24 protein-coding genes, 2 tRNA genes and 1 other RNA gene are annotated in these 23,702 nt (G+C 52.9%); 23 read left to right on the forward strand and 4 right to left on the reverse strand.

Features of this window, described 5'->3' with window-relative positions; all coding sequences use genetic code 11:
• Positions 1-23 precede the first annotated feature (23 nt).
• Complete coding sequence (gyrA, locus tag AC4ED1_RS11105) at positions 24-2,480, forward strand: DNA gyrase subunit A (RefSeq protein WP_490938551.1); 2,457 nt, start codon at positions 24-26, stop codon at positions 2,478-2,480.
• A gap of 6 nt (positions 2,481-2,486) precedes the next feature.
• Here the strand turns inward: gyrA and AC4ED1_RS11110 are convergent, their stop codons facing one another.
• Both AC4ED1_RS11110 and AC4ED1_RS11115 read right to left on the reverse strand, forming a co-directional pair.
• Positions 2,487-3,416 carry a prenyltransferase gene (locus AC4ED1_RS11110; protein ID WP_490938553.1) on the reverse strand — a complete coding sequence of 310 codons (930 nt, stop codon included), beginning with the start codon at positions 3,414-3,416 and terminating at the stop codon, positions 2,487-2,489.
• Positions 3,397-4,332: a polyprenyl synthetase family protein gene (locus AC4ED1_RS11115; protein ID WP_490938555.1), complete on the reverse strand. Its 936-nt coding sequence runs from the start codon at positions 4,330-4,332 to the stop codon at positions 3,397-3,399. Before AC4ED1_RS11115 ends, AC4ED1_RS11110 begins: the two co-directional genes overlap by 20 nt.
• 189 nt (positions 4,333-4,521) lie before the next feature.
• Between AC4ED1_RS11115 and guaB the strand changes: the two genes are divergently transcribed.
• The 8 genes from guaB (at position 4,522) to AC4ED1_RS11155 (ending at position 11,087) form a co-directional block, all read left to right on the forward strand.
• Positions 4,522-5,979 carry an IMP dehydrogenase gene (gene guaB / locus AC4ED1_RS11120; RefSeq protein WP_490938557.1) on the forward strand — a complete coding sequence of 486 codons (1,458 nt, stop codon included), beginning with the start codon at positions 4,522-4,524 and terminating at the stop codon, positions 5,977-5,979.
• Positions 5,980-6,124: 145 nt separating this feature from the next.
• Entirely contained in the window at positions 6,125-7,318 is a 1,194-nt protein-coding gene (locus AC4ED1_RS11125; RefSeq protein ID WP_490938559.1) for a D-alanyl-D-alanine carboxypeptidase family protein, read from the forward strand.
• Positions 7,319-7,336: 18 nt separating this feature from the next.
• Positions 7,337-7,486: a DUF2621 family protein gene (locus AC4ED1_RS11130; protein WP_490938561.1), complete on the forward strand. Its 150-nt coding sequence runs from the start codon at positions 7,337-7,339 to the stop codon at positions 7,484-7,486.
• Between the two features lie 137 nt (positions 7,487-7,623).
• Positions 7,624-8,505 (forward strand): pyridoxal 5'-phosphate synthase lyase subunit PdxS, encoded by an 882-nt coding sequence (pdxS, locus tag AC4ED1_RS11135; protein ID WP_490938563.1) that lies wholly within the window; start codon positions 7,624-7,626, stop codon positions 8,503-8,505.
• Between the two features lie 14 nt (positions 8,506-8,519).
• The gene (gene pdxT / locus AC4ED1_RS11140; RefSeq protein WP_490938565.1) at positions 8,520-9,095 is read left to right on the forward strand and encodes a pyridoxal 5'-phosphate synthase glutaminase subunit PdxT; all 576 of its coding nucleotides are present in this window, start codon (positions 8,520-8,522) and stop codon (positions 9,093-9,095) included.
• A 121-nt stretch (positions 9,096-9,216) separates the two neighbouring features.
• Positions 9,217-10,533, forward strand: a complete 1,317-nt coding sequence (serS, locus tag AC4ED1_RS11145) for a serine--tRNA ligase (protein WP_490938567.1) — start codon at positions 9,217-9,219, stop codon at positions 10,531-10,533.
• A 121-nt stretch (positions 10,534-10,654) separates the two neighbouring features.
• Positions 10,655-10,921: a hypothetical protein gene (locus tag AC4ED1_RS11150; protein WP_490938569.1), complete on the forward strand. Its 267-nt coding sequence runs from the start codon at positions 10,655-10,657 to the stop codon at positions 10,919-10,921.
• A gap of 72 nt (positions 10,922-10,993) precedes the next feature.
• Positions 10,994-11,087: transfer RNA gene (locus AC4ED1_RS11155), tRNA-Ser, on the forward strand.
• A 127-nt stretch (positions 11,088-11,214) separates the two neighbouring features.
• Here AC4ED1_RS11155 and AC4ED1_RS11160 read toward each other — a convergent pair.
• Positions 11,215-11,454, reverse strand: a complete 240-nt coding sequence (locus tag AC4ED1_RS11160; RefSeq protein ID WP_490938571.1) for a helix-turn-helix domain-containing protein — start codon at positions 11,452-11,454, stop codon at positions 11,215-11,217.
• Positions 11,455-11,606: 152 nt separating this feature from the next.
• On the opposite strand from AC4ED1_RS11160, the gene AC4ED1_RS11165 reads away from it, so the two are divergent.
• Both AC4ED1_RS11165 and AC4ED1_RS11170 read left to right on the forward strand, forming a co-directional pair.
• On the forward strand, positions 11,607-12,008 hold the full coding sequence (locus AC4ED1_RS11165; protein ID WP_490938573.1) for a helix-turn-helix domain-containing protein: 402 nt from the start codon (positions 11,607-11,609) through the stop codon (positions 12,006-12,008).
• Between the two features lie 52 nt (positions 12,009-12,060).
• Positions 12,061-12,139, forward strand: a tRNA-Arg gene (locus tag AC4ED1_RS11170).
• On the opposite strand, the gene AC4ED1_RS11175 is transcribed toward AC4ED1_RS11170, so the two are convergent.
• Positions 12,140-12,394, reverse strand: a complete 255-nt coding sequence (locus tag AC4ED1_RS11175) for a hypothetical protein (RefSeq protein ID WP_490938575.1) — start codon at positions 12,392-12,394, stop codon at positions 12,140-12,142.
• A gap of 120 nt (positions 12,395-12,514) precedes the next feature.
• Here AC4ED1_RS11175 and tadA point away from each other — a divergent pair, with 120 nt between their 5' ends.
• The 12 genes from tadA to AC4ED1_RS11235 all read left to right on the forward strand — a co-directional run.
• Entirely contained in the window at positions 12,515-12,970 is a 456-nt protein-coding gene (tadA, locus tag AC4ED1_RS11180) for a tRNA adenosine(34) deaminase TadA (RefSeq protein ID WP_490938577.1), read from the forward strand.
• Between the two features lie 2 nt (positions 12,971-12,972).
• Positions 12,973-13,138, forward strand: an RNA gene (ffs, locus tag AC4ED1_RS11185) — signal recognition particle sRNA large type.
• A 184-nt stretch (positions 13,139-13,322) separates the two neighbouring features.
• Positions 13,323-15,017 (forward strand): DNA polymerase III subunit gamma/tau, encoded by a 1,695-nt coding sequence (gene dnaX, locus AC4ED1_RS11190; protein ID WP_490938579.1) that lies wholly within the window; start codon positions 13,323-13,325, stop codon positions 15,015-15,017.
• A gap of 11 nt (positions 15,018-15,028) precedes the next feature.
• The gene (locus AC4ED1_RS11195; protein ID WP_490938581.1) at positions 15,029-15,334 is read left to right on the forward strand and encodes a YbaB/EbfC family nucleoid-associated protein; all 306 of its coding nucleotides are present in this window, start codon (positions 15,029-15,031) and stop codon (positions 15,332-15,334) included.
• A gap of 27 nt (positions 15,335-15,361) precedes the next feature.
• Positions 15,362-15,964, forward strand: a complete 603-nt coding sequence (recR, locus tag AC4ED1_RS11200) for a recombination mediator RecR (RefSeq protein ID WP_490938603.1) — start codon at positions 15,362-15,364, stop codon at positions 15,962-15,964.
• Positions 15,965-16,048: 84 nt separating this feature from the next.
• On the forward strand, positions 16,049-16,942 hold the full coding sequence (locus tag AC4ED1_RS11205) for a YitT family protein (RefSeq protein WP_490938583.1): 894 nt from the start codon (positions 16,049-16,051) through the stop codon (positions 16,940-16,942).
• Positions 16,943-17,032: 90 nt separating this feature from the next.
• Complete coding sequence (locus tag AC4ED1_RS11210; protein WP_490938585.1) at positions 17,033-17,308, forward strand: DUF2508 family protein; 276 nt, start codon at positions 17,033-17,035, stop codon at positions 17,306-17,308.
• 284 nt (positions 17,309-17,592) lie between these two features.
• On the forward strand, positions 17,593-18,600 hold the full coding sequence (locus AC4ED1_RS11215; protein WP_490938587.1) for a 2-oxoacid:acceptor oxidoreductase family protein: 1,008 nt from the start codon (positions 17,593-17,595) through the stop codon (positions 18,598-18,600).
• Positions 18,601-18,631: 31 nt separating this feature from the next.
• On the forward strand, positions 18,632-20,932 hold the full coding sequence (locus tag AC4ED1_RS11220) for a transketolase C-terminal domain-containing protein (protein ID WP_490938589.1): 2,301 nt from the start codon (positions 18,632-18,634) through the stop codon (positions 20,930-20,932).
• Positions 20,933-21,001: 69 nt separating this feature from the next.
• Complete coding sequence (locus AC4ED1_RS11225; protein WP_490938591.1) at positions 21,002-21,271, forward strand: pro-sigmaK processing inhibitor BofA family protein; 270 nt, start codon at positions 21,002-21,004, stop codon at positions 21,269-21,271.
• Between the two features lie 104 nt (positions 21,272-21,375).
• Entirely contained in the window at positions 21,376-21,564 is a 189-nt protein-coding gene (locus AC4ED1_RS11230) for a sigma factor G inhibitor Gin (protein ID WP_490938593.1), read from the forward strand.
• 318 nt (positions 21,565-21,882) lie between these two features.
• Positions 21,883-23,702, forward strand: a 1,820-nt coding sequence (locus AC4ED1_RS11235; RefSeq protein ID WP_490938595.1) for an S-layer homology domain-containing protein, incomplete at its 3' end; no start/stop codon positions are given.

Raw genomic sequence — 23,702 nt, forward strand, 5'->3', positions numbered from 1 at the left:
TAAGCAACCTTGGAGGGAATGGAATGCCGGAAACTGGCAAAGTTTTACCGATCGATCTGAGTACTGAGCTACGCAATTCCTTTTTGGATTACGCGATGAGCGTGATTGTCAGCCGCGCGATTCCCGATGTCCGGGACGGATTGAAGCCCGTACATCGCCGGATTTTGTATGCGATGTATGAGGCGGGAAATACACCGGACAAGCCTTATAAAAAATCTGCCCGTATTGTCGGTGATGTGCTTGGTAAATACCATCCGCACGGAGATGCGGCTGTTTATGATTCACTCGTTCGTATGGCGCAAGATTTTTCCACCCGTTATCTGCTTGTCGACGGACACGGAAACTTCGGTTCGATTGACGGGGATGCGGCAGCCGCTATGCGATATACGGAATCCCGCATGTCGCATGTCGCGATGGAGCTGTTGCGAGATATCAATAAAGAAACGGTGGATTTTGGTCCCAATTACGACGGCAGCGAAAAAGAACCGCTCGTACTGCCTTCCCGTTTTCCCAACCTGCTGGTAAACGGTTCATCCGGCATTGCGGTCGGCATGGCCACCAACATCCCACCGCATAACCTGCGGGAAGTGATCGACGGTGTCCTGATGTTAATCGACAATCCGAACGCAACGGTTTCCGATTTGATGACGGTTGTCAAAGGGCCGGATTTTCCGACCGGCGCTTTGATCCTTGGACGCGATGGAATCCGCAAGGCTTACGAAACGGGCCGGGGTTCGATCGTCATGCGGTCCGTTACGGAGATTGAAGAGACGAGAAACGGAAAAGCGCAAATCATCGTCAGGGAAATTCCCTATCAGGTCAACAAGGCGCGTCTGGTGGAGCGGATCGCGGAACTCGTCCGGGACAAACAAATTGACGGAATCACCGATCTGCGCGATGAATCCAACCGTAACGGAATTCGTATTGTCATCGAACTGCGCCGCGATGTGAAGCCGCAGGTCGTGTTGAATAACCTGTTCAAGCACACGCCGCTGCAATCGACTTTCGGCGTCAATATGTTGGCGCTCGTGAACGGCGAACCAAAACTTCTGAATCTGCGCGACACCCTCTATCATTATCTGGAACACCAAAAGGTCGTCATACGCCGCCGGACGCAATTTGATTTGAACAAGGCGGAAGCACGCGCTCACATCCTGGAAGGGCTGCGGATCGCTCTCGATCACATCGACGAAGTGATTGCGCTGATCCGTTCTTCGGCGACGGATGAGGAAGCGCGGACCGGTTTGATGGGCAAGTTCGGGTTGTCGCCGGAACAAGCTCAAGCGATACTTGACATGCGCTTGCGCCGGTTGACCGGATTGGAACGGGACAAAATCGAAAACGAATACGACGAACTGGTGAAATTGATCGCCCGTCTGAAAGAGATTCTCGAAGACGAGGCCAAACTGATGGGGGTAATTCGGGAAGAAATCACAGAGATCAAGGAGCGCTTTGGCGATGGGCGCCGTTCGCAAATTGTGGCGGCGGAAGGGGAAATCGACGTCGAAGACCTGATCCCACAGGAAGATGTAGTGGTGACCATTACACATGCCGGGTATGTGAAGCGCTTGCCCGCTTCTACCTACAAAAGCCAGCGCCGTGGCGGCCGGGGTGTGACCGCGATGGGAACCAAGGAAGAGGATTTCGTCGAACATCTTTTCATTACCTCTTCTCACAATTACATCCTTTTCTTTACGAACAAAGGGAAAGTGTATCGTCTGAAAGCGTATGAGGTTCCCGAATTCGGGCGGGCGGCGAAAGGAACTCCGATCATCAACCTGCTGAACATCGAGCAGGGCGAGATCGTTTCCGCCGTGATCCCCGTAAAGGAATTTACCGACGGGCAATATTTGTTTATGGCGACCCGTCAGGGAATCGTCAAAAAAACTTCTCTCCACGAATTCGCCAATATTCGCAAAGGCGGCCTGATTGCACTTCACATCCGGGACGACGATGAATTGATCGGCGTGCGTTTGACTGACGGCAATCGGGAAATTATCATGGGTACGCGCAACGGAATGTCAATTCGTTTCAAAGAAATGGATGTACGGCCGATGGGCCGCTCCGCAACAGGGGTGAAGGGGATCACACTGGCGGAAGGCGATGTCGTGATTGACATGGACATCCTTGAGCCCGGTTGGGATGTTCTTGCCGTAACTTCCCGCGGATACGGCAAACGGACCAGCGAACAGGATTACCGTCTGCAATCCCGGGGCGGCAAGGGGATTAAGACGTTAAACGTTACGGAAAAAAACGGTCATGTCGTTGGACTCAAAGTCGTGACGCCCGATGAGGATCTGATGATCATCACCAACTCCGGAGTGGTAATCCGCCTCCGGATTAAGGAAATTTCGGAACAGGGCCGCTACACGCAGGGCGTAAAGCTGATTTCTTTGAAAGAGGATGAGGAAGTGTCCACCGTTGCCCGCGTCGTCAAGAGCGAAGACGGTGAAGAAAACGAGACCGGGGACACGGAATAACCAACCTTAATACGTCATCACTTCAAAACTGAAAAGAATCAGCGTATGCAAAATGGTAACCGCGATCATTTTCACCTGATTGATTGTAATGTTGTTTATGTTGTAAGGATTTGTGCTCCAGGCGGCGACCGCTCCCAGCAGGGAGCAGAAGACGGACAACAGGAACATCCGATGTACGCCCAATGTGGCGACAATACTTACAAAGGCGGCAAGCAGAAAATAAGCGGCTGCAATGTATGGAGTTGCCGCCTTCCCCCAACGGTCCGCGACAAAGGCGACAGTGGTGAGTTTTTGCGGTTCCGCCTGCAAATCGGAATCGATGTCGCTCAGGTGATGCTGCATCAACCAGGCCACGCAAAGCAGGGAATGGATCACGGATGCCCATACCACCGGTTTTGAGATGGAGCCCGTCAGCTCATAATAGGTGCCCAATGTGCAGGCCACCATAGCCGGGAATGCCGCCATCCATTCGCCGAGCAAAGGATAATAGGCCAACCGGAAGGGAGCGTTGGTGTAAGCGATCGCCGACCACATGCCGATCAATACAAACACCCAAACGTAATCAGAGGTCAGCATGCTTAGATATTTGCCGAGACCGGCAGCCGCAAGGAGTCCGCACAACCCGATGAGTATAAGTTGCCTTTCCGAAAAATAGCCTTTGCGGATCACTTTGCTGCCCCCGGACAAGATTCCGGGGGAGCGTTGGTCCGTGCCTGACAGCCAATCGGTACGGTCGTTGAAAGCGTGGGCGACGATTCCCTGCAAGAGAAGAGCGCCGGCAAACAATATTGCGATCACGGTCCAGCGAAGGAACATGAATCCCTGCAGATCGTGGGCCGCAAACCCTACCGACAAAAGGATTGCGCAAAAACTCCATGACAGAACCGGCACGATTCGGATCAGGAGAACCATGCCTTTAATCGAGCGAAGGAGCATTCGGATTCGCCTCCTGAAGTTGTTCAATCCGCTTCTTGACTTTGAGCGCGATGCGGATCAGTCCGTTCTTCGCCTCGGAACCCGGGAGCACCGACAGGCGGTTGACCGATTTTTGTATGTAGTGTGCTGCAAGTTGCCGCGTATATGCAAGCGATTCGTCAGACAAAGGGATTTTCCAATACGCGCATCCCGGCGGCGGAGAGGGAGTGCGCCGGAACTCGTAAAGATAAGGAAGCGTAAAAATCCCCCGGGAAATGTCTTGCATAACAGGCTTGCCGATTCTTTCCGGGGTCTCCGCAATATCGATCAGATCATCCGCCAACTGATACGCCATCCCGAGGTAATACCCGTAACCGGTGAGGGCGTTTGTGACATGCAAAGGAGCATCGTTCGCCAGACAGTTGATTTTGCAGCAGGCGGATATAAAACGGGCGGTTTTGTGGCAGATGCGGTTCAGATATTCTTCCTCCGTCACACTGGGATCGAATTGTTGGTCGGTTTGCAGGAATTCCCCGGCAACGAGGCTTTGAACGGTATCCGCAAACGCACGGATGACGGGCGGATATGAACTGATCACTCCCAACATTTTGCCAAAAAAATAATCGCCGACAAGCACAGCGGCACCTTCTCCCCACAGGCTGTGAATCGTCGCTTGCTGCCGGCGGACGGGTGCCTGATCGACGATATCGTCATGGATAAGCGACGCCATGTGCAGCAGTTCGACTGCCACCGCGAGATCGACGGAACGTTTTGCGGGAGCCGACACGATGTCTCCACATAACAAAACCAGCAGAGGACGGGTGCCTTTTCCCCTGGTCTGCAAAAAATGGTCGACCATCGGACTGAGGGATGGACTATTTGTGGCGAGCACCCGGCGCAGTTCGGTTTCAACTTTGGCCATTAACGGATGATCCAATGTTTTGCAACCCCTTACGAACTGTAGAATATGTATTTTTCCCCTTGCCGACGAAGGTAGCGGTTTGCAGTCTGACACCCTTCAGTTCCGCTTCAGTTTGACCGGTTGACCAGTCCAAACCCCTTTGCTAAACTAGCCATAATATCTACGGGTAACAGGGAAACTATGCAAGAATGGGGGAATCGCGACATGTGGGAACACAAGTTTGAAAAAGAAGGTCTGACGTTTGACGATGTGCTGTTGATCCCGCAAAAATCGGAAGTGTTGCCGCGGGAAGTCGACGTAACCAGCCGCATCACCAACAAAATCCGCTTGAATACGCCGATCGTGTCGGCCGGCATGGACACGGTCACGGAAGCCAAGATGGCGATCGCGATGGCACGGGAAGGCGGCATCGGCATCATCCACAAGAGCATGTCGATTGCGGAACAGGCGGAAGAGGTGGACAAAGTCAAGCGGTCGGAGTCAGGTGTCATTACCGACCCAATTTTTCTGAAGCCTGACGACCACGTGTACGATGCGGAAGCTTTGATGGCGAAATACCGGATTTCCGGTGTACCGATTGTCGACGGGGAAAGGCGTTTGGTCGGCATCATCACCAACCGGGATTTGCGGTTTGAACAGAATTTCCAGCGGAAAATCGGGGAAGTGATGACCAAAGAAAATCTGGTTACCGCTCCCGTCGGTACGACATTGGAACAGGCAAAGGAGATTCTGCAGCACCACAAGGTGGAAAAGCTTCCGCTTGTCGACGAAAACTACGTTCTCCGCGGTTTGATCACGATCAAAGACATTGAAAAAGCAAAGCGCTACCCAAATGCGGCCAAAGACGAACACGGGAGGTTGCTGTGCGGAGCCGCCGTCGGCGTCGCCCGCGACACGTATGATCGGACGGAGGCTTTGGTTCAGGCGGGAGTGGATCTGATTGTGGTGGATACCGCGCATGGCCATTCCAAAGGCGTTTTGGATACCGTGCGGGAACTTCGGAAACGGTTCCCGGAACTGCAGATCGTGGCGGGCAATGTGGCGACGGGAGAAGCGACACGGGACTTGATAGAAGCCGGGGCGGATGCGGTTAAAGTCGGAATCGGTCCGGGATCGATTTGTACGACGCGGGTTGTCGCGGGGATCGGAGTCCCACAAATTACCGCCATCTACGACTGCGCCACCGTCGCCCGCGAATACAACATCCCGATTATCGCGGACGGAGGAATCAAATATTCGGGAGATATCGTAAAAGCCATTGCGGCCGGTGCCGATGTGGTGATGATCGGGTCCCTCCTTGCCGGAACGGAAGAAAGCCCGGGCGAAATGGAGATTTTCCAGGGCCGTTCTTTCAAGGTCTATCGGGGAATGGGGTCAATTGGCGCGATGAAAGACGGTTCCGGCGACCGCTATTTCCAGGAGGGCGAGAAAAAACTCGTGCCGGAAGGGATTGAAGGACGAGTTCCGTACCGGGGAGCGGTTGCGGAGACCCTTTACCAACTGGTGGGCGGTCTGCGTGCCGGTATGGGATATTGCGGAGTCCGAACGGTTGAGGAATTGCAAAACAATACGAGATTCATTCGAATTACGGCCGCCGGATTGCGGGAAAGCCATCCGCACGATGTGCAGATCACAAAAGAAGCGCCCAACTACAGCGTATAAAAGCGCATAAAAACAATGGTTTGGTCCCGCGATGCTGCGGGATCTTTTTGCTTGCCAATTGGATGGACAGGGATTTCTCCCCGTCTTTTTCATGTTTGTCCGGCTGTGGTATAATCGATTGGGATATGCAGGAGAGGAGACCGTCATGAAGGAAAAGCGAAATTTGAAAAACAGGATTCTCAGTTTGGCAGTCGCTGTGTCGGTAGCCGTTTCTGTTCTGATTCCCGCATCCAACACAGCGGCGGCGGATGGTCCCGCCATCGAAGCTCCCGTTGCCCTGCTGATGGATGTCAAATCGGGGCAGGTGTTATACGAGAAAAATGCTAACGAAAAACGCTATCCGGCGAGTACAACCAAGATCATGACGATGCTGCTTGCAATGGAAGCGGTGCAAACCGGTCAGAAGAAAATGACCGATCTGGTGCCCGTTCCGCTGGAAGCTTACAACATTGAAGGATCGAGCGTTTGGCTGGATCCGAAAGAGAAGTTTACGCTGCAGGAAATGATCAAGTTTATCGCGGTTCCGTCCGGCAATGACGCCTCGATGGCGACTGCAATTTTCATCTCCGGCAGCGAGCAGGCTTTTGTTCGGAAAATGAATGAAAAAGTGGCCCAGCTTGGAATGAAAGGCACCCATTTCGTCAACTCGAACGGGCTGCATCATCCCGATCATTACACGACAGCCGCGGATCTTGCCATCGTATCGCGGGAATTGATCACCAAATACCCGCAAATTCTCGAGTACACCAAAATCAAAGATTTTGAAATCCGGGGCGGGCAGAACAAAATTGAAAACACAAACCACCTGATCGGCAAATACGAGGGCATGGACGGTCTGAAAACCGGATTTACGGACGAAGCCGGCAATTGTCTTGTCAGCACGGCGGAACGGGGCGGTTTTCGCTTGCTGGGGATCATCATGGGCGCCCAAACCGATCTTCAGCGCCAGACGGATACCGTTAAGCTGCTTGACTACGGCTTCAACAACTTCAAATCGGTGCGCGTTGTCGAAAAGGACAAGCCGTTGGCGGAAAAAGCGATCATCGCCAACGCCAAGAACAAAGAAGTGGAAGTGGCTCCTGCCGAAGATTTGTATCTTGCACTGAAAAACGGAGACGAACAGGGAATTGAAACAAAATTTGCCTGGGATCAGGTGCAGGCTCCTTTTGCGAAAGGACAGGTCGTTGGGCAAATGCAAAAGGTGAAAAACGGACAGGTGTTGGGGTCGGTCAATTTGGTGGCGACGCAGGATGTGGAAAAAGGAAGCTGGATTCGGCTCTTGTTCCGCAAACTTTTTGACAGCATCGCCGGCAGCGTGCAGGGGTTGTTTAAAAAATAACGGAACAGGTGAAGGTTGATGGGTTCGGGAATCAGTGCCGCATGGTGGCTGGCGTTAAATACAATTTTGATCGTCGTGATTTTAACGGGCGGATTCTTTATGTTCCGCGCGTTTCTCCGCAGAATGAAACAGGAGGAGGGTCTTGACGACAAAGAAAACCGGGAGTAGCCCCGGTTTTTAAAAATATCCCGACTAATCTGAACGATTTTTATTACATTGATGGGTGAATGCAGGTTGTCCTTCGACACAGGGTACGCTAAAATAGAAAAGATCCAATTTTACGGTTACAGAGGAGTGGGGTCGTGATGGAAGTAGGGACTTCCCGAGTTAAACGTGGGATGGCTGAGATGCAAAAGGGCGGCGTCATTATGGACGTCATTAACGCGGAACAAGCAAAGATCGCCGAAGAGGCCGGAGCGGTGGCCGTTATGGCGCTGGAGCGCGTGCCTGCGGATATTCGCGCGGCAGGCGGGGTTGCCCGCATGGCGGATCCCACAGTCATAGAAGAAGTCATGAAAGCCGTTTCCATTCCGGTCATGGCAAAAGCACGCATCGGACACTATGTCGAAGCGAAAGTGCTTGAAGCGCTGGGTGTCGACTACATCGACGAGTCCGAAGTTTTGACGCCGGCGGATGACAAGTTCCATATCAACAAAAAAGAGTTCACCGTTCCGTTTGTATGCGGCGCCCGCGACCTTGGGGAAGCGCTCCGGCGGATCGCGGAAGGCGCTTCGATGATCCGCACCAAGGGCGAGCCGGGAACGGGCAACATTGTGGAAGCGGTTAAGCATCAGCGCACGATGCAGGCGCAGATCCGCAAAGTACAAAACATGTCGGAAGACGAACTTGTGTTTGAAGCGAAGAATTTGGGCGCACCGCTGGAGCTTCTGCTGGAAGTGAAGCGGCTCGGCAAACTCCCGGTCGTCAATTTTGCAGCGGGTGGAGTGGCGACTCCAGCGGATGCGGCTTTGATGATGCATCTCGGATCGGATGGCGTGTTTGTCGGCTCCGGCATCTTCAAATCGGAGAATCCGGAAAAATACGCAAAAGCGATTGTACAGGCCACCACTCATTATCAGGACTACAAGTTGATCGCTGAACTCTCCAAAAACCTCGGCACCGCGATGAAAGGGATCGAATTGTCGACTCTGGCGGCTAACGAGCGGATGGCGGAACGCGGCTGGTAGGAGGCCGGTTCGACATGAAAATCGGTGTATTGGCCTTGCAAGGGGCGGTCGCGGAACACATCCAGAGTTTGCAGCAGGCGGGGGCTGATGAAGTCGTTGCCGTAAAGCGCAAGGAAGAACTGGAAGGGATTGACGGACTGGTTCTTCCGGGCGGAGAGAGCACGACGATTGGCAAGCTGATGAACCAGTACGGGTTGACGGAACCGATCCGGGAAATGGCCCAGGCCGGCACTCCGATGTTTGGCACTTGCGCGGGGTTGATTCTGTTGGCCAACCGCATTCATGGCCAGGATTGGGCGCATCTTGGCGTCATGGACGTCCTTGTGGACCGCAATTCCTTCGGCCGGCAACGGGAAAGTTTTGAAACCGATCTCAAGATCAAAGGGATCGAAGGCGCCCCTTACCGGGCTGTGTTCATCCGGGCGCCGCACATTATGGAAGTGGGCGATGGCGTAGAAGTGCTGGCGACTTATCAGGATCGGATTGTGGCAGCCAGACAGGGGCATCTGTTGGGGGCGTCTTTTCATCCGGAATTGACGGACGACATCCGCCTTCATCGGTTTTTTCTCGAGATCGTGCGCGAAAGGTGATAGCGGTTCGGCGGAAGGCTGTCGATTTGATCCGTTGGCACCGCGGGAGATACGGCTCTCGCCCCGGACGATGTCTGGCGGCGGGGGCTTTTTGCATTTTTCGAGAAGGGGATGATTTGTGATGTTGGATGCTCGCATTCTGCGAAACGATCCGGATCGGGTTCGGGAATCGCAAAGAAAAAGGGGCGAACCGGTGGAGGTCGTCGATGAGTTTTTGCGCCTTGACACCCGCCGGCGCGAACTGCTGGCGGAAGCGGAAGCTCTGAAAGCCAAGCGCAACGCTGTGTCGAAAGAAGTGGCAAGACTTAAGAAAGAGGGTTCAGCCGACTTATCTGCCTCGATAACGGTTCAAAATCCGGATGTCGAACGGCTGATTGACGAGATGCGCCGGGTGGGAGACCGCATCAAGGAATTGGACGACGAGCTGCGGGTTGTTGACGAGAAACTGCAATACGTGCAACTGACCATCCCAAACATTCCGCATGAGAGCGTCCCCGTTGGAGAGTCGGAAGACGACAATGTGGAAGTGAAAAAATGGGGCGAAATCCGGCAATTTGATTTTGAGCCGAAACCGCACTGGGAAGTGGCGGCCCAACTTGGCATCCTTGACTTTGAAGCGGGCAGCAAAGTGACGGGTGCGCGGTTCGTGTTCTACAAAGGCCTCGGAGCACGCCTTGAACGGGCGTTGATTAACTTCATGCTCGATATTCATACTGTGGAACACGGATATGTCGAAGTGCTGCCGCCCTTTATCGTGAACCGGGCAAGCATGACCGGAACGGGCAATTTGCCGAAGTTTGAGGAAGACGCTTTTAAACTGGTGGATACCGAGTACTTTTTGGTTCCAACGGCGGAAGTTCCCGTCACCAACTTGCACCGGGACGAGATTCTGCAGGCGGCTGACCTGCCGCGTTATTATGTCGCGTATACGCCTTGTTTCCGATCGGAAGCCGGAGCGGCCGGCCGCGATACGCGCGGTTTGATCCGCATGCACCAGTTCAACAAAGTGGAGATGGTCAAATTTACCCTCCCCGAAAATTCCTATGAAGAGTGGATGAAGCTGGTCCACAACGCTGAGGCGATCCTGCAGCGCTTAAACCTTTCTTACCGCGTGCTTGACATGTGTACGGCGGATCTGGGGTTCGGTCCTGCGAAAAAATACGATCTTGAAGTATGGCTGCCCGCAGCCAATCAGTACCGGGAAATCTCCAGTTGCTCCAACTTTGAAGATTTCCAGGCTCGCCGCGCGAACGTCCGGTTCCGTCGCGATGCGAAAGCAAAGCCGGAATTCGTACATACGATTAACGGATCGGGTCTTGCGGTCGGCCGGACGGTGGCGGCGATTCTTGAGAATTATCAGCAAAAAGACGGTAGTGTCGAGATTCCGGCAGCACTTGTACCTTATATGGGCGGCGTAACCAAAATTGGGCGCCCATAAATCGGGACGGTAACGGAAAAAGCAGGTGGGCTTTGAAAAGCCGCCTGTTTTTTGTCAAGATCGAATTGGAACATGAATTCATGTATAATAGGAAATATCCGCCGGGGAAGGAGCCGATACAATGGGAAGTCTCGCGGGCTTGCTTGCGTTCATCGTCTGCGTGATCGTTCAGTTTTTTGCTTTGCGTCGAGCCGCGTTTGGCCGATCAATGTTCATCACCTTTGCGATGTTTGTCGTCGGATTCATGATCAGCCTATCGCCGTACGAAGTCTCGCAGGTCATTGCAAAAGTGTTTTACGCGTTGGCGTGGATGTTCTTATTGTTCGTGACATGGTATTCCATCGTTCGCCGGTATCGCATGAAAAAGTTGACAGATTCCAAACCTTGATTTCTGCGCGGACAAAATGTAAAATGGGAAAGTGCCATGCAAAAATTCGATAGCTGTCGACAAGTCAATTACGGAGTGATGGCCGAGTAGGTCGAAGGCGCTCGCCTGCTAAGCGAGTATACGGGGATAACCCGTATCGAGGGTTCGAATCCCTCTCACTCCGCCAGATTTACTATCGGCGTGAAGGACGGGAACACGGAGGTTCGGCAAATTTGAAACCAGCCAATTGGCTGGTTTTTATGTTGGGTTGGAATCTTTGTTGCCTGATGACATTTTGTTCGGACATCCTCGGATCACCTCTTTGGCCTGGGAGTCGGCGAAGGGTTGGAAATTCCCATGAATATGTCGGGAAACAGATCCCGGGCAGGCACACCGTAGTAACGTTCCAGTTTCAACATCGTTTCGCGTCCAGGTTTGGACTGTCCTCCTTCCAGCTTTCGGAGATAGATCGTCGAGATTCCGATATCACTGGCAACCTGTTCCTGTGTCAAATTCCGGGATGTGCGTTCTTTAGCCAATCGTTCTCTTCTCACACTTCCACCCCACTGATACAAAATGTACCTGGATAACTTTAAGATACATGATACATTTTGTATCGTCAACCGAAATTCGATACATTTTGAATTTTTGTTTTCAACAGATACAATTTGTAACTATAATAGAAAGAGAAGCGGGAGGTGGGAGTATGCTGGGCAAACGTCTGTCCATGTTACGAGGTACCCAAACACAACAGGAAGTTGCCGATGCAATTGGTATATCGCGAGCGAGATACGCCCACTATGAGAGCGGCAGAAACGAACCTGACATCGAAACGTTGATTCGCCTGGCGGACTATTACCGGGTGCAGGTGGATTTTCTGCTCGGCCGCTCCGAAATGTTTAAGGAAGAGAAAGAGGCATACAAAGTGCAATTGCTGGAAGATGCCCAGGAAATTGCAAAATTGTTCAAGCAAGATCCGGAAAGCCACAAGTTTTGGCTTACATACAAAAATGCCACTCCCAGGCAACGGAAGGATTTTATTCGCACCTGGAAGGTGATGATGGAGTTGGAGAAAAAAGAAAAAGTGAACCGGAGGGAGAAAAGGTAAACTCTACGGGTTGATTCACGATTCCGGAATCCATATAATATGTAATACATACGCACCCGTAGCTCAGGTGGATAGAGCGGTGGTTTCCTAAACCGCGTCTTGGGGGGGTTCGAATCCCTCCGGGTGCACCATTACTTCCTCGTAACCATGCGGGTTCCCGGGTTGCTCGGGGATCCGCGCTTATTGTCGGTGGGGTGTTTTTTTTGATCCGCCGCGGCCCGTTTTTTCTTTGCCGCGTCGGTACGCGGTTCAATCGCGACAAAACGCGGGCAGTACACGACTTCGACATACGCCGGTTGTTTGCAGGAAAGTTCCCTGCATAGCTTGCAGCGGGCGGCACAATCATAAACGAGTTCCAGTTGTTCCGTTTCCAGTACCCGGTGCATATCGTCACCCTCCTATTCCAGGATTACACGCATATTTCTTGCTTGCGGGGGCGAAATCCTCTTTTCAGTGCTATGGCAATTTAAATCCTGTCGTTTGAAGGGTTAGGGTGGTGACCGGAATTGGAACACGAGATCTTCATGCGGGAAGCGCTTGCGGAAGCGAAAAAAGCGGCGGAGTGGGGAGAAGTGCCGATTGGCGCCGTGGTGGTGCGCAACGGACAGATCATTGGTCGCGGGCATAACATGCGGGAAACATGGAAGGATCCCACCGCCCATGCGGAAATGCTGGCGCTTCGCGAGGCGAGCCGGACCCTGGGCGGATGGCGGCTTGCGGGGTGCAAGCTGTACGTTACGCTGGAACCCTGTCCGATGTGCGCCGGAGCAATTCTGTTGTCACGCGTTGACGAGGTGGTGTTTGGCGCCAAAGAACCAAAATTCGGGGCTGCCGGTTCGATCGTCAATCTGATCGAAACGGACCGGTTCAATCACCGACCACAACTTACCTCTGGCATCCTGGCGGAGGAGTGTGGTATGATACTGAAGGAGTTTTTTCGGGAACGCCGCAAAACGAAATAATTTTGTGAAGAACAACATGTGAATCCGCCATGTCCGAGAACCATTAACTCAGGCCGGGTCCTGTGCGACGAAAACTCCTGAACCGTGTCAGGTCCTGACGGAAGCAGCACTAAGGGAATCTTTTCGTGTGCCGCAGGGGTGCCTGGCCTGAGCTAATGGCTTTCACAAACGTTGCCGTCCGGGTGAACGGATGGCCCGTATGGGCTGAGCGGTCGATGCGAACAGGTTGGCATGGCGATTGGAAACCGTCCTTACACAAGAAGGGCGGTTTTTTCGTTTCAAGTTTTATTTCCTTTTGTTCGCGAGTCCGTATATGGTAATCTATAGATAGTATGCTCATAGGAGGGGTCGCATGTCGTACATTGCCTTGTACCGGGAATGGCGTCCGCAATCCTTTTCAGAAATGGTCGGGCAAGAGCACGTGACCCGAACGCTGCAGAATGCGCTTCGCACAAAGCGGTTCGCGCATGCGTACCTGTTCTCCGGTCCGAGAGGGACGGGGAAAACCAGTGCGGCGAAAATTTTTGCAAAAGCGATCAATTGCGAGCACGGTCCCACGGATGAGCCCTGCAACGAATGTGCGGCCTGTCGCGGAATCACCGCAGGCTCCATTATGGACGTCGTGGAAATCGACGCCGCTTCCAACCGCGGGGTCGATGAAATCCGCGATCTGAGGGAGCAGGTGAAATATGCGCCTACGGAAATCCGTTATAAAGTATATATTGTCGATGAAGTTCACATGCTGACCACGGAAGCGTTCAACGCCTTGTTAAAAACATTGGAAGAGCCGCCTCTGCATGTAGTGTTTATATTGGCGACAACCGAACCGCACAAGCTTCCGGCCACCATTGTTTCGCGCTGCCAGCGGTTTGATTTCCGGAGGATTTCCGGCCGTCAGACCGTGGAGCGGTTGCGGTATATCGCAAACCAAAAACAGATTGCGGTGGATGACGATGCGTTGTGGATGGTCGCTCGCGCCGCTGAAGGCGGCATGCGGGACGCGCTGTCGATTTTTGACCAGGTGATCTCGTTTGGCGGAGACAAAGTCACGGCGGACTCGATTGTCGCTTTGGTCGGTGGAGTCCGGGGCGATGTCCTGGCCGAGCTGGCACGTTCGATTGCCGGCAAAGAGGTTCAGCAAGTTCTCCGGATCGCGGGAAATCTGATCGAAGACGGAAAAGACCCCGGGCAGATCCTGCACGATCTCACGATATATTTTCGGGATCTCCTAATGTACAAAACCGTTCCGGGTCTGGAGGAAATCCAGGATCGGGTTCTGTATGACAAGGCGTTTCCGCAAACGGCCGACTTGTTCAGCGAATCCCGGTTGATTTCGATGATTGACCAGATGACCGCCACCGCGCAAGAAATGAAGTGGCACAACCAGGGGCGGCTTTTGTTGGAAATGCTGCTGGTGAGGCTTTGCAAAACGGAACCGGCCGATGTGAAAGACCTGATCCGCCGGATCGAGGAACTGGAGCGCAAGCTTGCGGAAGGAACGTTCCCGCTGCCGTCCGCAACCAAACAACCGGCCGCGCCCGGCAATGCAAACGCCGGATCGGCTCCCGCACCGCGACGGAGCGAATCTGTTGAAAAACCGCCCGCCCGCCCGGCGTTGCCGGAAACCAAGCCCGCTGCAACCTCCCGTTCATTGAACAAGCTGCTGCAAAATTCCGATCAGGTGCTGTTCCAGCAGATCGCGAAGGGATGGAATCAAATCCTTGACGAAGTGAAACGGCGAAAAATCACCGCCCAGGCCTGGCTGTTGGACGGAGAACCGGTAGCTGCCGGCGCCGGACATGTAATTGTCGCGTTTAAGAATCAAATTCATCGCGATACGGTGATGAAACCGATTCACAAATCGGTGATTGACGAGGTTCTGTCGGAGTACTTGGGCGAGCCGTCTTCCCTGATGGCGGTGCTGCAATCCGAGTGGCAAAACTACAAACAACAAAGTACGGCAGAATTGGCAAGTGCGTCGGAAGACGATCTTGTCGACGAAGTGATCGGCTTGTTTGGCCGAGAACTCGTGGAAATTGAAGATTAGGGGTGAACCGGATGAAAAACATGAACCAATTGATGAAACAGGCAAAGAAAATGCAGGAGCAGCTCATGAAAGCGCAGGAGGCGCTTGGCGAAAAAACGGTGGAAGGAACGGCGGGAGGCGGTGCCGTAAAAGCTGTTGTCACCGGGCATAAGGTCTTGAAGTCGATCACGATTCAACCGGAAGTGGTGGATTCGGAAGATGTCGAGATGCTGCAGGACCTGATTCTGGCCGCCGTCAACGATGCCATGAAAAAAGCGGACGAACTGACACAAAACGAACTGGGCCATTTTACGAAAGGATTCAACCTTCCATTCTAGAATCGCAGGTAGAGGAGAAACAGCATGTTGTACTATCCGCAGCCGATTGCCGATCTGATCGACGGATTTATGCTTCTTCCCGGAATCGGCCCGAAAACCGCGCAACGTCTCGCTTTTCACGTGCTGAATATGAAAGAGGAAGACGTCATGCAATTTGCCAAAGCGCTGGTCAACGCCAAGCGGCACCTTCATTATTGTTCGCAATGCTGCAACATTACGGATGTGGACCCTTGCCGGATTTGCAGCGACGAGTCACGGGACAAAGAGCTCTTGTGCGTCGTGCAGGACGCCAAGGATGTCGTCGCAATGGAAAAAACGAGGGAATTTAACGGCCTGTATCACGTGCTGCACGGGGCGATTTCCCCGATGGAAGGAATCGGGCCGGACCAAATCCGGATTCCGGAATTGCTCCGCCGGCTGCAGGACACGGACGTGAACGTAAATGAGGTGATTCTGGCCACCAATCCCAATGTCGAAGGGGAGGCCACGGCGATGTATATCTCCCGTCTGTTGAAACCCGCGGGGATCAAGATCACCCGCATTGCACACGGGTTGCCGGTTGGCGGCGACTTGGAGTACGCCGATGAAGTGACGCTCTCCAAGGCGTTGGAAGGCCGCCGCGAAATCTAGCTTGTTCCGCTATAAACGTTGATGGGGAGAGGCTGAAAATCACCGTTTGTTGCAAAAGCGGTGATTTTTTGAAGGAGGAAGAAAATGGACGGATTCAAAGCGGAACCCAAAAGAATTCCGCAATCGAAAGCCAAGACCTTAACCAGAATTTTAAAAAGGATTCTGTTCATTTTCGTTGGAGCTGTTTTCGTTTCGGTGGGACTTGAAATTTTTCTGATCCCAAACCGCATTATCGACGGCGGAATCGTCGGGATCTCTATCATTCTTTCGCACTTGTCGGGGGCGGCAATCGGTCTTTTTCTGTTCTTTCTCAATTTGCCGTTTTTGCTGATCGGTTATAAACAAATCGGAAAGACGTTTGCTTTATCCACGTTGTTCGGGGTAACTGTCATGTCGGTCGGAACGCAGCTTTTGCACCCGGTGCCAAGTTTGACGGAAGATCCGCTGCTCGCTGCCGTATTTGGAGGCATCATTTTGGGAATGGGCGTCGGAATGGTGATCCGTTACGGAGGATCTTTGGACGGCACCGAGATCGTGGCGATCATGGTGAACAAGAAAACCCCCTTTTCCGTTGGCGAAACCGTGATGTTTTTCAATATCTTCATCCTTGGAAGCGCCGGGTTCGTGTTCGGCTGGGATCGGGCGATGTATTCGCTGATCGCGTATTATATCGCGTTTAAGATGATCGATCTTACCATCGAAGGTTTCCAGGAATCCAAATCGGTTTGGATCATAAGCGAAAACTACAGAGAAATCGGGGAAACGATTCTTGCCCGTTTGGGACGCGGCGTAACATACTTGAACGGCGAAGGCGGATACACCGGGGATGACAAAAAAGTCGTTTTCTGCGTGATCACCCGCCTCGAAGAAGCGAAGCTGAAATCCATTGTCGAAGAGGTAGACCCGTCCGCGTTTCTTGCGATCGGCACGATCGCGGAAGTGAGAGGCGGACAGTTTAAAAAGCGCAACATTCATTAACGGGTATGGCCGTAAAATCGGTGGCATATTTTTGCCCGAGCCCGCTTATACTCTACTGTCACGGTGTTCATAGAGTGGTAGGTGAAAAGGATGAGCGGGAATACGTTTTGGAACAAGTGGAAGACTTGGCTGGATGCGGACGGCCAGCGGGAACCCACGGAAGAGGAAAAGTTTTTTACGGAACTGCGGGAGGCGCATAAAGAATGGGTGCTGGCCCGGCAGAGAATCGATTTGCTGACCGATCCCGAACTGATTGACCATGCGATTTACGTGTTGGAAGCGGCTGAGAAAAAATACAGTTTCTACTTGCGGAGGGCTCGGGAAAAGGGATATCGAATCGACATTCCATATCCGCGAGCGATGTGAGGGACGCGTGCCGGCGCGTCTTTTTTGTTGGCGTCTGCACCTATTGAAAAAATTTTCTAGTATCCCGCAAACTCCTGTTGTAATAATTTTTTATAGCTGTTATACTTATAAAAAACAGATCAATCAGTCGATCCAGCCGACGTAAAACGCTATTTTTAAAGGGTTTTGTCGATCTGTACCAAAACAGAACCAGACAGTTATCATCTGTTATAGAATCTGTAGCAATCGAATCCGAGGGTTGTTTTGATTCCGGAAACAGCATCGGCATCAAGGAGGGGTTAGAAGTGTTGACACAAACAAAACTGACCAAAAAGAACGAATTGGGATTGTTTGAGATTCGACTGGAATCGATCGGGGGTTTGGGAGCTAATCTTGCCGGCAAGATGCTGGCGGAAGCCGGGGTCGTCAATCTCGGGCTGAACGGGTCCAATTTTTCCTCTTACGGTTCGGAGAAAAAAGGGTCGCCCGTGAAAGCCTTTATCCGGTTTTCCGATCCGGACACCAACATGCGCGCAGCCTCTCCGATTGAAGAACCGCATGTGGTGGGCGTGTTCCACGAAGCTTTGCTGAAAACCCAAAACTGCATTTCCGGCTTGCAGGCAGACGGGATTCTGGTGGTGAACACGACAAAAACCCCCGACGAAATCCGGGAACTGTCCGGTCTTGAGACGGGAACCGTCGTCTGTGTCGATGCGCTTGGCATCGCGGTTGAAGAGAAAACCCGCGTCAATACGGCAATGTTGGGAGCGCTGTGCCGGGAAGTCGATTTTCTCGATCCGGAAGCGGTCAAGGCGATCATCCGGGACACGTTTGCGAAAAAATATCCGGCGCTGGTGGAATCAAACCTCCGCACGTTTGACCGCGGCTATACGGAAATTACGGTCAAAAAATACGAACCGCAGCCGGGCGCAAAACCGCAACCTTTTGTTCGTCCTTTGCCGGTGCTCGGCTATGAAACCCAACCGATGGGCGGGACCATCACAAATCCCGGCAACTCGATCCTGAAAGACCTCAGCGCTTCGCGGCAGGGATTTTTGCCGGCGTTTAACCGGGAAGTCTGCATTCACTGCGCGGCTTGCGATCAGGTTTGCCCCGATTTTTGCTTCGTTTGGGCGCCGGAAGTCGACAAAAAAGGCAACGTGCACCAGTTCCTGCAAGGAATCGACTATCAATACTGCAAAGGATGCCAGAAGTGTGTGGAAGCATGTCCGACGGAAGCGCTGACGACGCTGCGTGAAGTCGACAATTATGCGGCAAAACACCAAGTGAAACACAAGTTTAACATTGCCTGATTCAAGCGGAGAGGGATAAGGAGGGTTTCTCATGGCTTTGAAAGAGAAGGATCTGCAAACACACCCGGCCCCGACAACTGCCGGTGTCGATCAAGTCGTCGATTTTCGTTCCGGAAACGAAATGGCGGCCCGAGCGGCTGCCCAAATCAATTATCATATCATGGGGTATTTCCCCATCACCCCTTCCACCGAAATCGCCGAATATCTCGATGAGATGAAAACGGAAGGCGAGCACGACATCGTGCTGATTGCGGCTGACGGCGAGCACGGTTCGGCCGGGATTTGTTACGGGGCGGCCACTGCCGGCGGGCGCGTGTTTAACGCTACTTCCGCAAACGGATTTTTGTACATGCTGGAACAATTGCCGGTGCAATCGGGAACCCGTTTTCCGATGGTGCTGAATCTGGTAACCCGTTCCGTGTCCGGGCCGCTTGACATCCGCGGCGACCATTCGGATTTGTATTACGCTTTGAACGTGGGATGGCCGATTCTGTTGGCGAAAGACCCGCAGGCGGTCTATGACATGAACATTATGGCTTTACGCGTCGCGGAACATGCCGAAGTCCGCTTGCCGGTGATCGTCGCTTCGGACGGGTTCTTCACTTCCCACCAAAAGCGCCGCGTTCAGTATTTCGGCAACCGGGAAATCGTGCAAAATTTTGTCGGCCCCACTCCGAAAGGCTATGTCGATTCTTTGGATACATCGAATCCTGTAACGATCGGCCCGTACATGAACGATCCCGACTTTATCAACAACAAGTATCAGCAGTCGGTCGCCATGTACAACGCGGAAAGGGTATTCCTCGAAGTGGCGGAAGAATACGCGAAAATCTCCGGCCGCAAATACGGTCTGCTTGACCTGTACCGGATGGATGACGCGGAAGTGGCGGTGTTTCTGCTCAATTCCGCAAGCGACACGGCGAAGGATGTGGCCGACAAGCTCCGCAAACAGGGAGTGAAAGCTGGCGTGATTGCGCCGAATATCATCCGGCCGTTCCCGAAACAGGCGATTCAGGAAGCGTTGAAAAACGTCAGGGTGGTTTTGGTCGGCGAGCGGGCAGACTCATACGGCGGGCATGGCGCAAACCTGACGCATGAAGTGAAAGCCGCTCTGCAGGAAATCAAGGCGGATACGCTCGTTCTTTCCCGCGTGTACGGCCTTGGCGGAAAAGATTTCTACGCGGACGACGCGGAAGCGTTTTTCCAAATGTGCATGGACGCCATGAACGGCAAAGACGTCAAGTTGTTCGATTACTTTGGCCATACGCCCGGCAAGGCGGAACTGGCTCCGAAGCGGGTCTTGAAGCCGCTGACGAAAGAGGAAACCACCGGTTTTGTGACAGTGACAAAGGATGAACAAACAGGCGAACTGAAAGTCAAGATCCCGCCGCTGCGCGCATTGACGGCAAAAGCGAAGAGGATTGCTCCGGGTCACGGCGCATGCCCCGGCTGCGGAATCTTCCCCGGTCTCGAAACCTTCTTCAAGGGAATCGAGGGAGATGTGGTGGTTCTCTATCATACCGGCTGCGCGATGGTCGTCACAACAGGGTATCCGTATTCTTCGCACAAAGTGACGTATATCCACAACCTGTTCCAAAACGGCGCCGCAACGCTTTCCGGTGTGGTCGAAATGTTCTGGGAGCGCAAACGCCGCGGCGAACTGGAAGTGAGCGACGATATCACGTTTATCATGATTACCGGCGACGGCGGCATGGATATCGGGATGGGTCCCTCCATCGGCGCGGCTCTCCGCAACCATAAAATGATCATTCTGGAATACGACAACGAGGGCTATATGAACACCGGCGCCCAGTTGTCCTATTCGACCCCGCTGGGGCACATGACGTCCACGTCCAATGTCGGCGGCAAACAGGGCGGGAAACCGTTCCATCACAAAGATACGCCGCAAATCATGGCGGCCACCAATATCCCGTATGTGTTCACAGGCACGGAGGCGTTCCCGCAGGACCTGATCAAGAAAGCGGCGAAGGCTCAATGGTACGCGAAAAACGAAGGGATGGCCTACGGCAAAATCCTGATCTCCTGTCCGCTCAACTGGAAAGCGGCCGACGAAGCCGGCAACAGGATCGTCGCCAACGCCGTGAACACCTGCTTCTTCCCGTTGTATGAAGTGGAGCACGGGGTTACGAAAATCACCTATGACCCGGAGGAAAAAGGAAAACGCGTTCCCGTGTCGGAATGGCTGAAAATGATGGGCAAAACGAAACATCTGCTGCGTCCCGAATACGCGGAATCCCTCAAAGCGTTTGAAGACGAAGTGGAACGCCGCTGGCGGCGCTTGAAAGCGAAACACGAAAACCCGTATCTGTAAAACCCGAAAAAAGCGGTCATAGCTTGTCTGAATCCGTCATAGGATGGAGTAGGACAAGGAGGGGGAAGGATGAGCACGCTTCAAATCGCGGGATGGGCCTTGGGCGGATTGGCGGCGGTTTATCTGTTGTTCCGGGTGATTGGCCAGCAGGGCGCCCTGCTGGCCGGCATCGGCAAAGCCCTTTTGTTTGGGGTGATCGGATTGTATCTGTTGAATCTGGCGGGGCAATACATTCAACTTCATATCCCGATCAATCCGCTGACGGCGTTGTTGGCAGGATTGCTCGGCGTACCGGGGCTGGCGGCTTTGATAGCGATCCAGTTGTGGATCTTGGCCTGACCGCCTTCACCCACTGGCCGGCTTTTTCATAGGATAGGGTATAAAAACCGGAAAATTTGCCCTACACTGATGCTAGATGAAAGAGTCGGAAAGTGGTGATGCTGGTGAGCGAGACTCAACATGCGCCCGTTTGTATCGTGTGCAGACAACCGAAAACGGAGGGCATCCGGATCCGGGAGCAGTTTATTTGCGTTTCGTGTGAACGGGAGATCGTGCAGACCGATGTCGGGGATGCGAAATACCCTTTTTATATAGAGCGCATGAAGCGGATCTGGCTGGACCGGATTTCGTAGGAACATGGCAGCCGGAATGCCTCTCCGATTCGGCACTGAACCGAACACAACCCAGTCGACAGGAGAAGACAAGAGAGTGGACAATCACTCTCTTTTTTGCGTACGGAAACCATGCACCCCAATAAATTTTACGAATATTTTACCAAAGTATCTATTGACCAATTGTTCACCGACAAGTAAAATTTTACAAAGAAATTTATTTCTACCCATTCTGACATAATTTGCAGGAATTTGTCACCTGCGCTTGGGGGTGGTAAGGAAAATCGACCGGGGTGTGCATAAGACGCCGAAAATTTTATGCGAGTGGGGGAGGATTTTATGAGGAAAATCAGCAAAGCATTGGCTGCCACATTGGCGCTGTCCACTTCATTGGCGCCGACTGCGGTACTGGCATCGTCCGCGAACGAAGCAGCCACTGTTGCAGAAAAAAATACGGGGGGGGGGTATTTTAACGACCTGAATCTTGCGGGTGCCTGGGCGCAGGAAGCGATTGTAAAAGCAAAACTGCTCGGATTGGTCAGCGGTGACCCGGACGGCAAATTCCGCCCGTTGGACACTGTCACCCGGCAGGAAGTGGCGGCGATTTTGACAAGAGTCCTCAAACTGAACCTCGAACCAACCACATCTTCATTCTCCGATGTTTCTTCTGCCGACTGGGGCTTCCAGGCGATTGAAGCCGTACATAAAGCGGGGCTGATGTTCGGTTACGAAGACGGTTCCTTCCATCCAAACGACCAAATTACCCGTGAAGAATTGGCGGCTGTTCTCGTTCGGGCAGTCAAAGGCGACGCCAGAGGGAAGGGCGCCAACCTGACCGTGGCTGACAAGGATAGGATCAGCGATTGGGCGAAAGACGTTGTGCAGGCTGCAATTGAATTGGGATTGATGAAAGGGGATGGGACAAACTTCAACCCCCTAAACAAGGTGCAGCGTCAGGAAATTGCGGCTGTGGCGGTCAGACTGGCGGAAAAAGTGGGGGCATATGCCGTAATTGAAAGCGTGGCGGACAATGCCGTTACCATCAACGGGACAACGTATCAAGTGGCGGATCGCGTGAAAGGAATTTTGAATCAAAAGAACGCTGCAATCCTTAAAAACGCAAAAATCAAGTTTGAAGCCGAGAATCGCGTTCTTGCCAAAATCGCCTACCTGGAGCTTACAACCGGCGGAACACCGGCTGCCGCGGGCAGCCAGGAATTCAGCGGAAATCTGGCTCTGGACGGAAACAACGGCACGATTGACGGGGACGTAAAGGTCAGCGCCAACTATGTCACGCTCAAGAACTTAACCGTTGCCGGAAACTTTGAGATCGGGAAAGAACTGCAAAACGATTTCTATTCCAACAACCTGAAAGTTGCAGGCAAGACCGTAATCAAGGGCGGCGACCCGAATACGATTGTATTCGAAAACGCCGCTCTGGGAGATGTTGCGATCAGTAAGGAAGATGTACGTGTAGAACTAAAAGGAAATACCGCTATTGGAGAGATTACGGTCACGTCAAATTCGACTATTACGGCGGATGCGGGCATTACCATCCCGAAAGTGACCGTGCAGGGGGAAACTGGCAAGGTAGAGCTGAACGCGAAAATTGAAAAGCTCGAAGTGGCAAACAAGGACGTCAAGCTGGACATCAAGACCGGAAGCAAAATTGAGAACCTTGTCCTTCCCCAAGGCGTAAAAGCAAACGATATCATTCAAAACTACGATCAGGTCAAAAATCAGATTGCAAAAGTGGACGGCACCCCGACAACCACATCCACAACCACGACCGGAGGTGGCGGAGGCGGTGGCGGCGGATCAAGCACGCCGACCAAATACGCCGTAACCGTAGCCTCAGTAGTAGGCGGGACAGCTGGTGTAACCGCAGACAAAACAACTGCGGCAGCAGGCGAGACCGTAACCGTAACCATTGCCAATATCGAAGCCGGCAAACAGTTTAAATCCATCACGGTAAAGGGTGCGGATAACCAGGCAGTCGCCACAACAGAAGTAACACCAGGTGCGACATACACCTTTACCATGCCTGCCAAAGCAGTGACGGTAACGGTGGAAGTAGAGCCGACTGACAGCACACCGCAGAACAGCAGCATCAATCCGACCGCGGCTACCTTCGACAAGTACACACCGGCCGATGTAAC

The organism is Effusibacillus sp. SKA8 (assembly GCF_058273125.1).

Coding starts and splice junctions, on each gene's coding strand:
- pdxT (WP_490938565.1), top strand. CDS start 8,520: ATGAAAATCGGTGTATTGGCCTTGCAAGGGGCGGTCGCGGAACACATC.
- gyrA (WP_490938551.1), top strand. CDS start 24: ATGCCGGAAACTGGCAAAGTTTTACCGATCGATCTGAGTACTGAGCTA.
- serS (WP_490938567.1), top strand. CDS start 9,217: ATGTTGGATGCTCGCATTCTGCGAAACGATCCGGATCGGGTTCGGGAA.
- AC4ED1_RS11165 (WP_490938573.1), top strand. CDS start 11,607: ATGCTGGGCAAACGTCTGTCCATGTTACGAGGTACCCAAACACAACAG.
- AC4ED1_RS11210 (WP_490938585.1), top strand. CDS start 17,033: ATGAGCGGGAATACGTTTTGGAACAAGTGGAAGACTTGGCTGGATGCG.
- AC4ED1_RS11125 (WP_490938559.1), top strand. CDS start 6,125: ATGAAGGAAAAGCGAAATTTGAAAAACAGGATTCTCAGTTTGGCAGTC.
- AC4ED1_RS11175 (WP_490938575.1), bottom strand. CDS start 12,394: ATGCACCGGGTACTGGAAACGGAACAACTGGAACTCGTTTATGATTGT.
- AC4ED1_RS11195 (WP_490938581.1), top strand. CDS start 15,029: ATGAAAAACATGAACCAATTGATGAAACAGGCAAAGAAAATGCAGGAG.
- guaB (WP_490938557.1), top strand. CDS start 4,522: ATGTGGGAACACAAGTTTGAAAAAGAAGGTCTGACGTTTGACGATGTG.
- AC4ED1_RS11205 (WP_490938583.1), top strand. CDS start 16,049: ATGGACGGATTCAAAGCGGAACCCAAAAGAATTCCGCAATCGAAAGCC.
- AC4ED1_RS11130 (WP_490938561.1), top strand. CDS start 7,337: ATGGGTTCGGGAATCAGTGCCGCATGGTGGCTGGCGTTAAATACAATT.
- AC4ED1_RS11110 (WP_490938553.1), bottom strand. CDS start 3,416: ATGCTCCTTCGCTCGATTAAAGGCATGGTTCTCCTGATCCGAATCGTG.
- pdxS (WP_490938563.1), top strand. CDS start 7,624: ATGGAAGTAGGGACTTCCCGAGTTAAACGTGGGATGGCTGAGATGCAA.
- AC4ED1_RS11220 (WP_490938589.1), top strand. CDS start 18,632: ATGGCTTTGAAAGAGAAGGATCTGCAAACACACCCGGCCCCGACAACT.
- AC4ED1_RS11150 (WP_490938569.1), top strand. CDS start 10,655: ATGGGAAGTCTCGCGGGCTTGCTTGCGTTCATCGTCTGCGTGATCGTT.
- AC4ED1_RS11225 (WP_490938591.1), top strand. CDS start 21,002: ATGAGCACGCTTCAAATCGCGGGATGGGCCTTGGGCGGATTGGCGGCG.
- dnaX (WP_490938579.1), top strand. CDS start 13,323: ATGTCGTACATTGCCTTGTACCGGGAATGGCGTCCGCAATCCTTTTCA.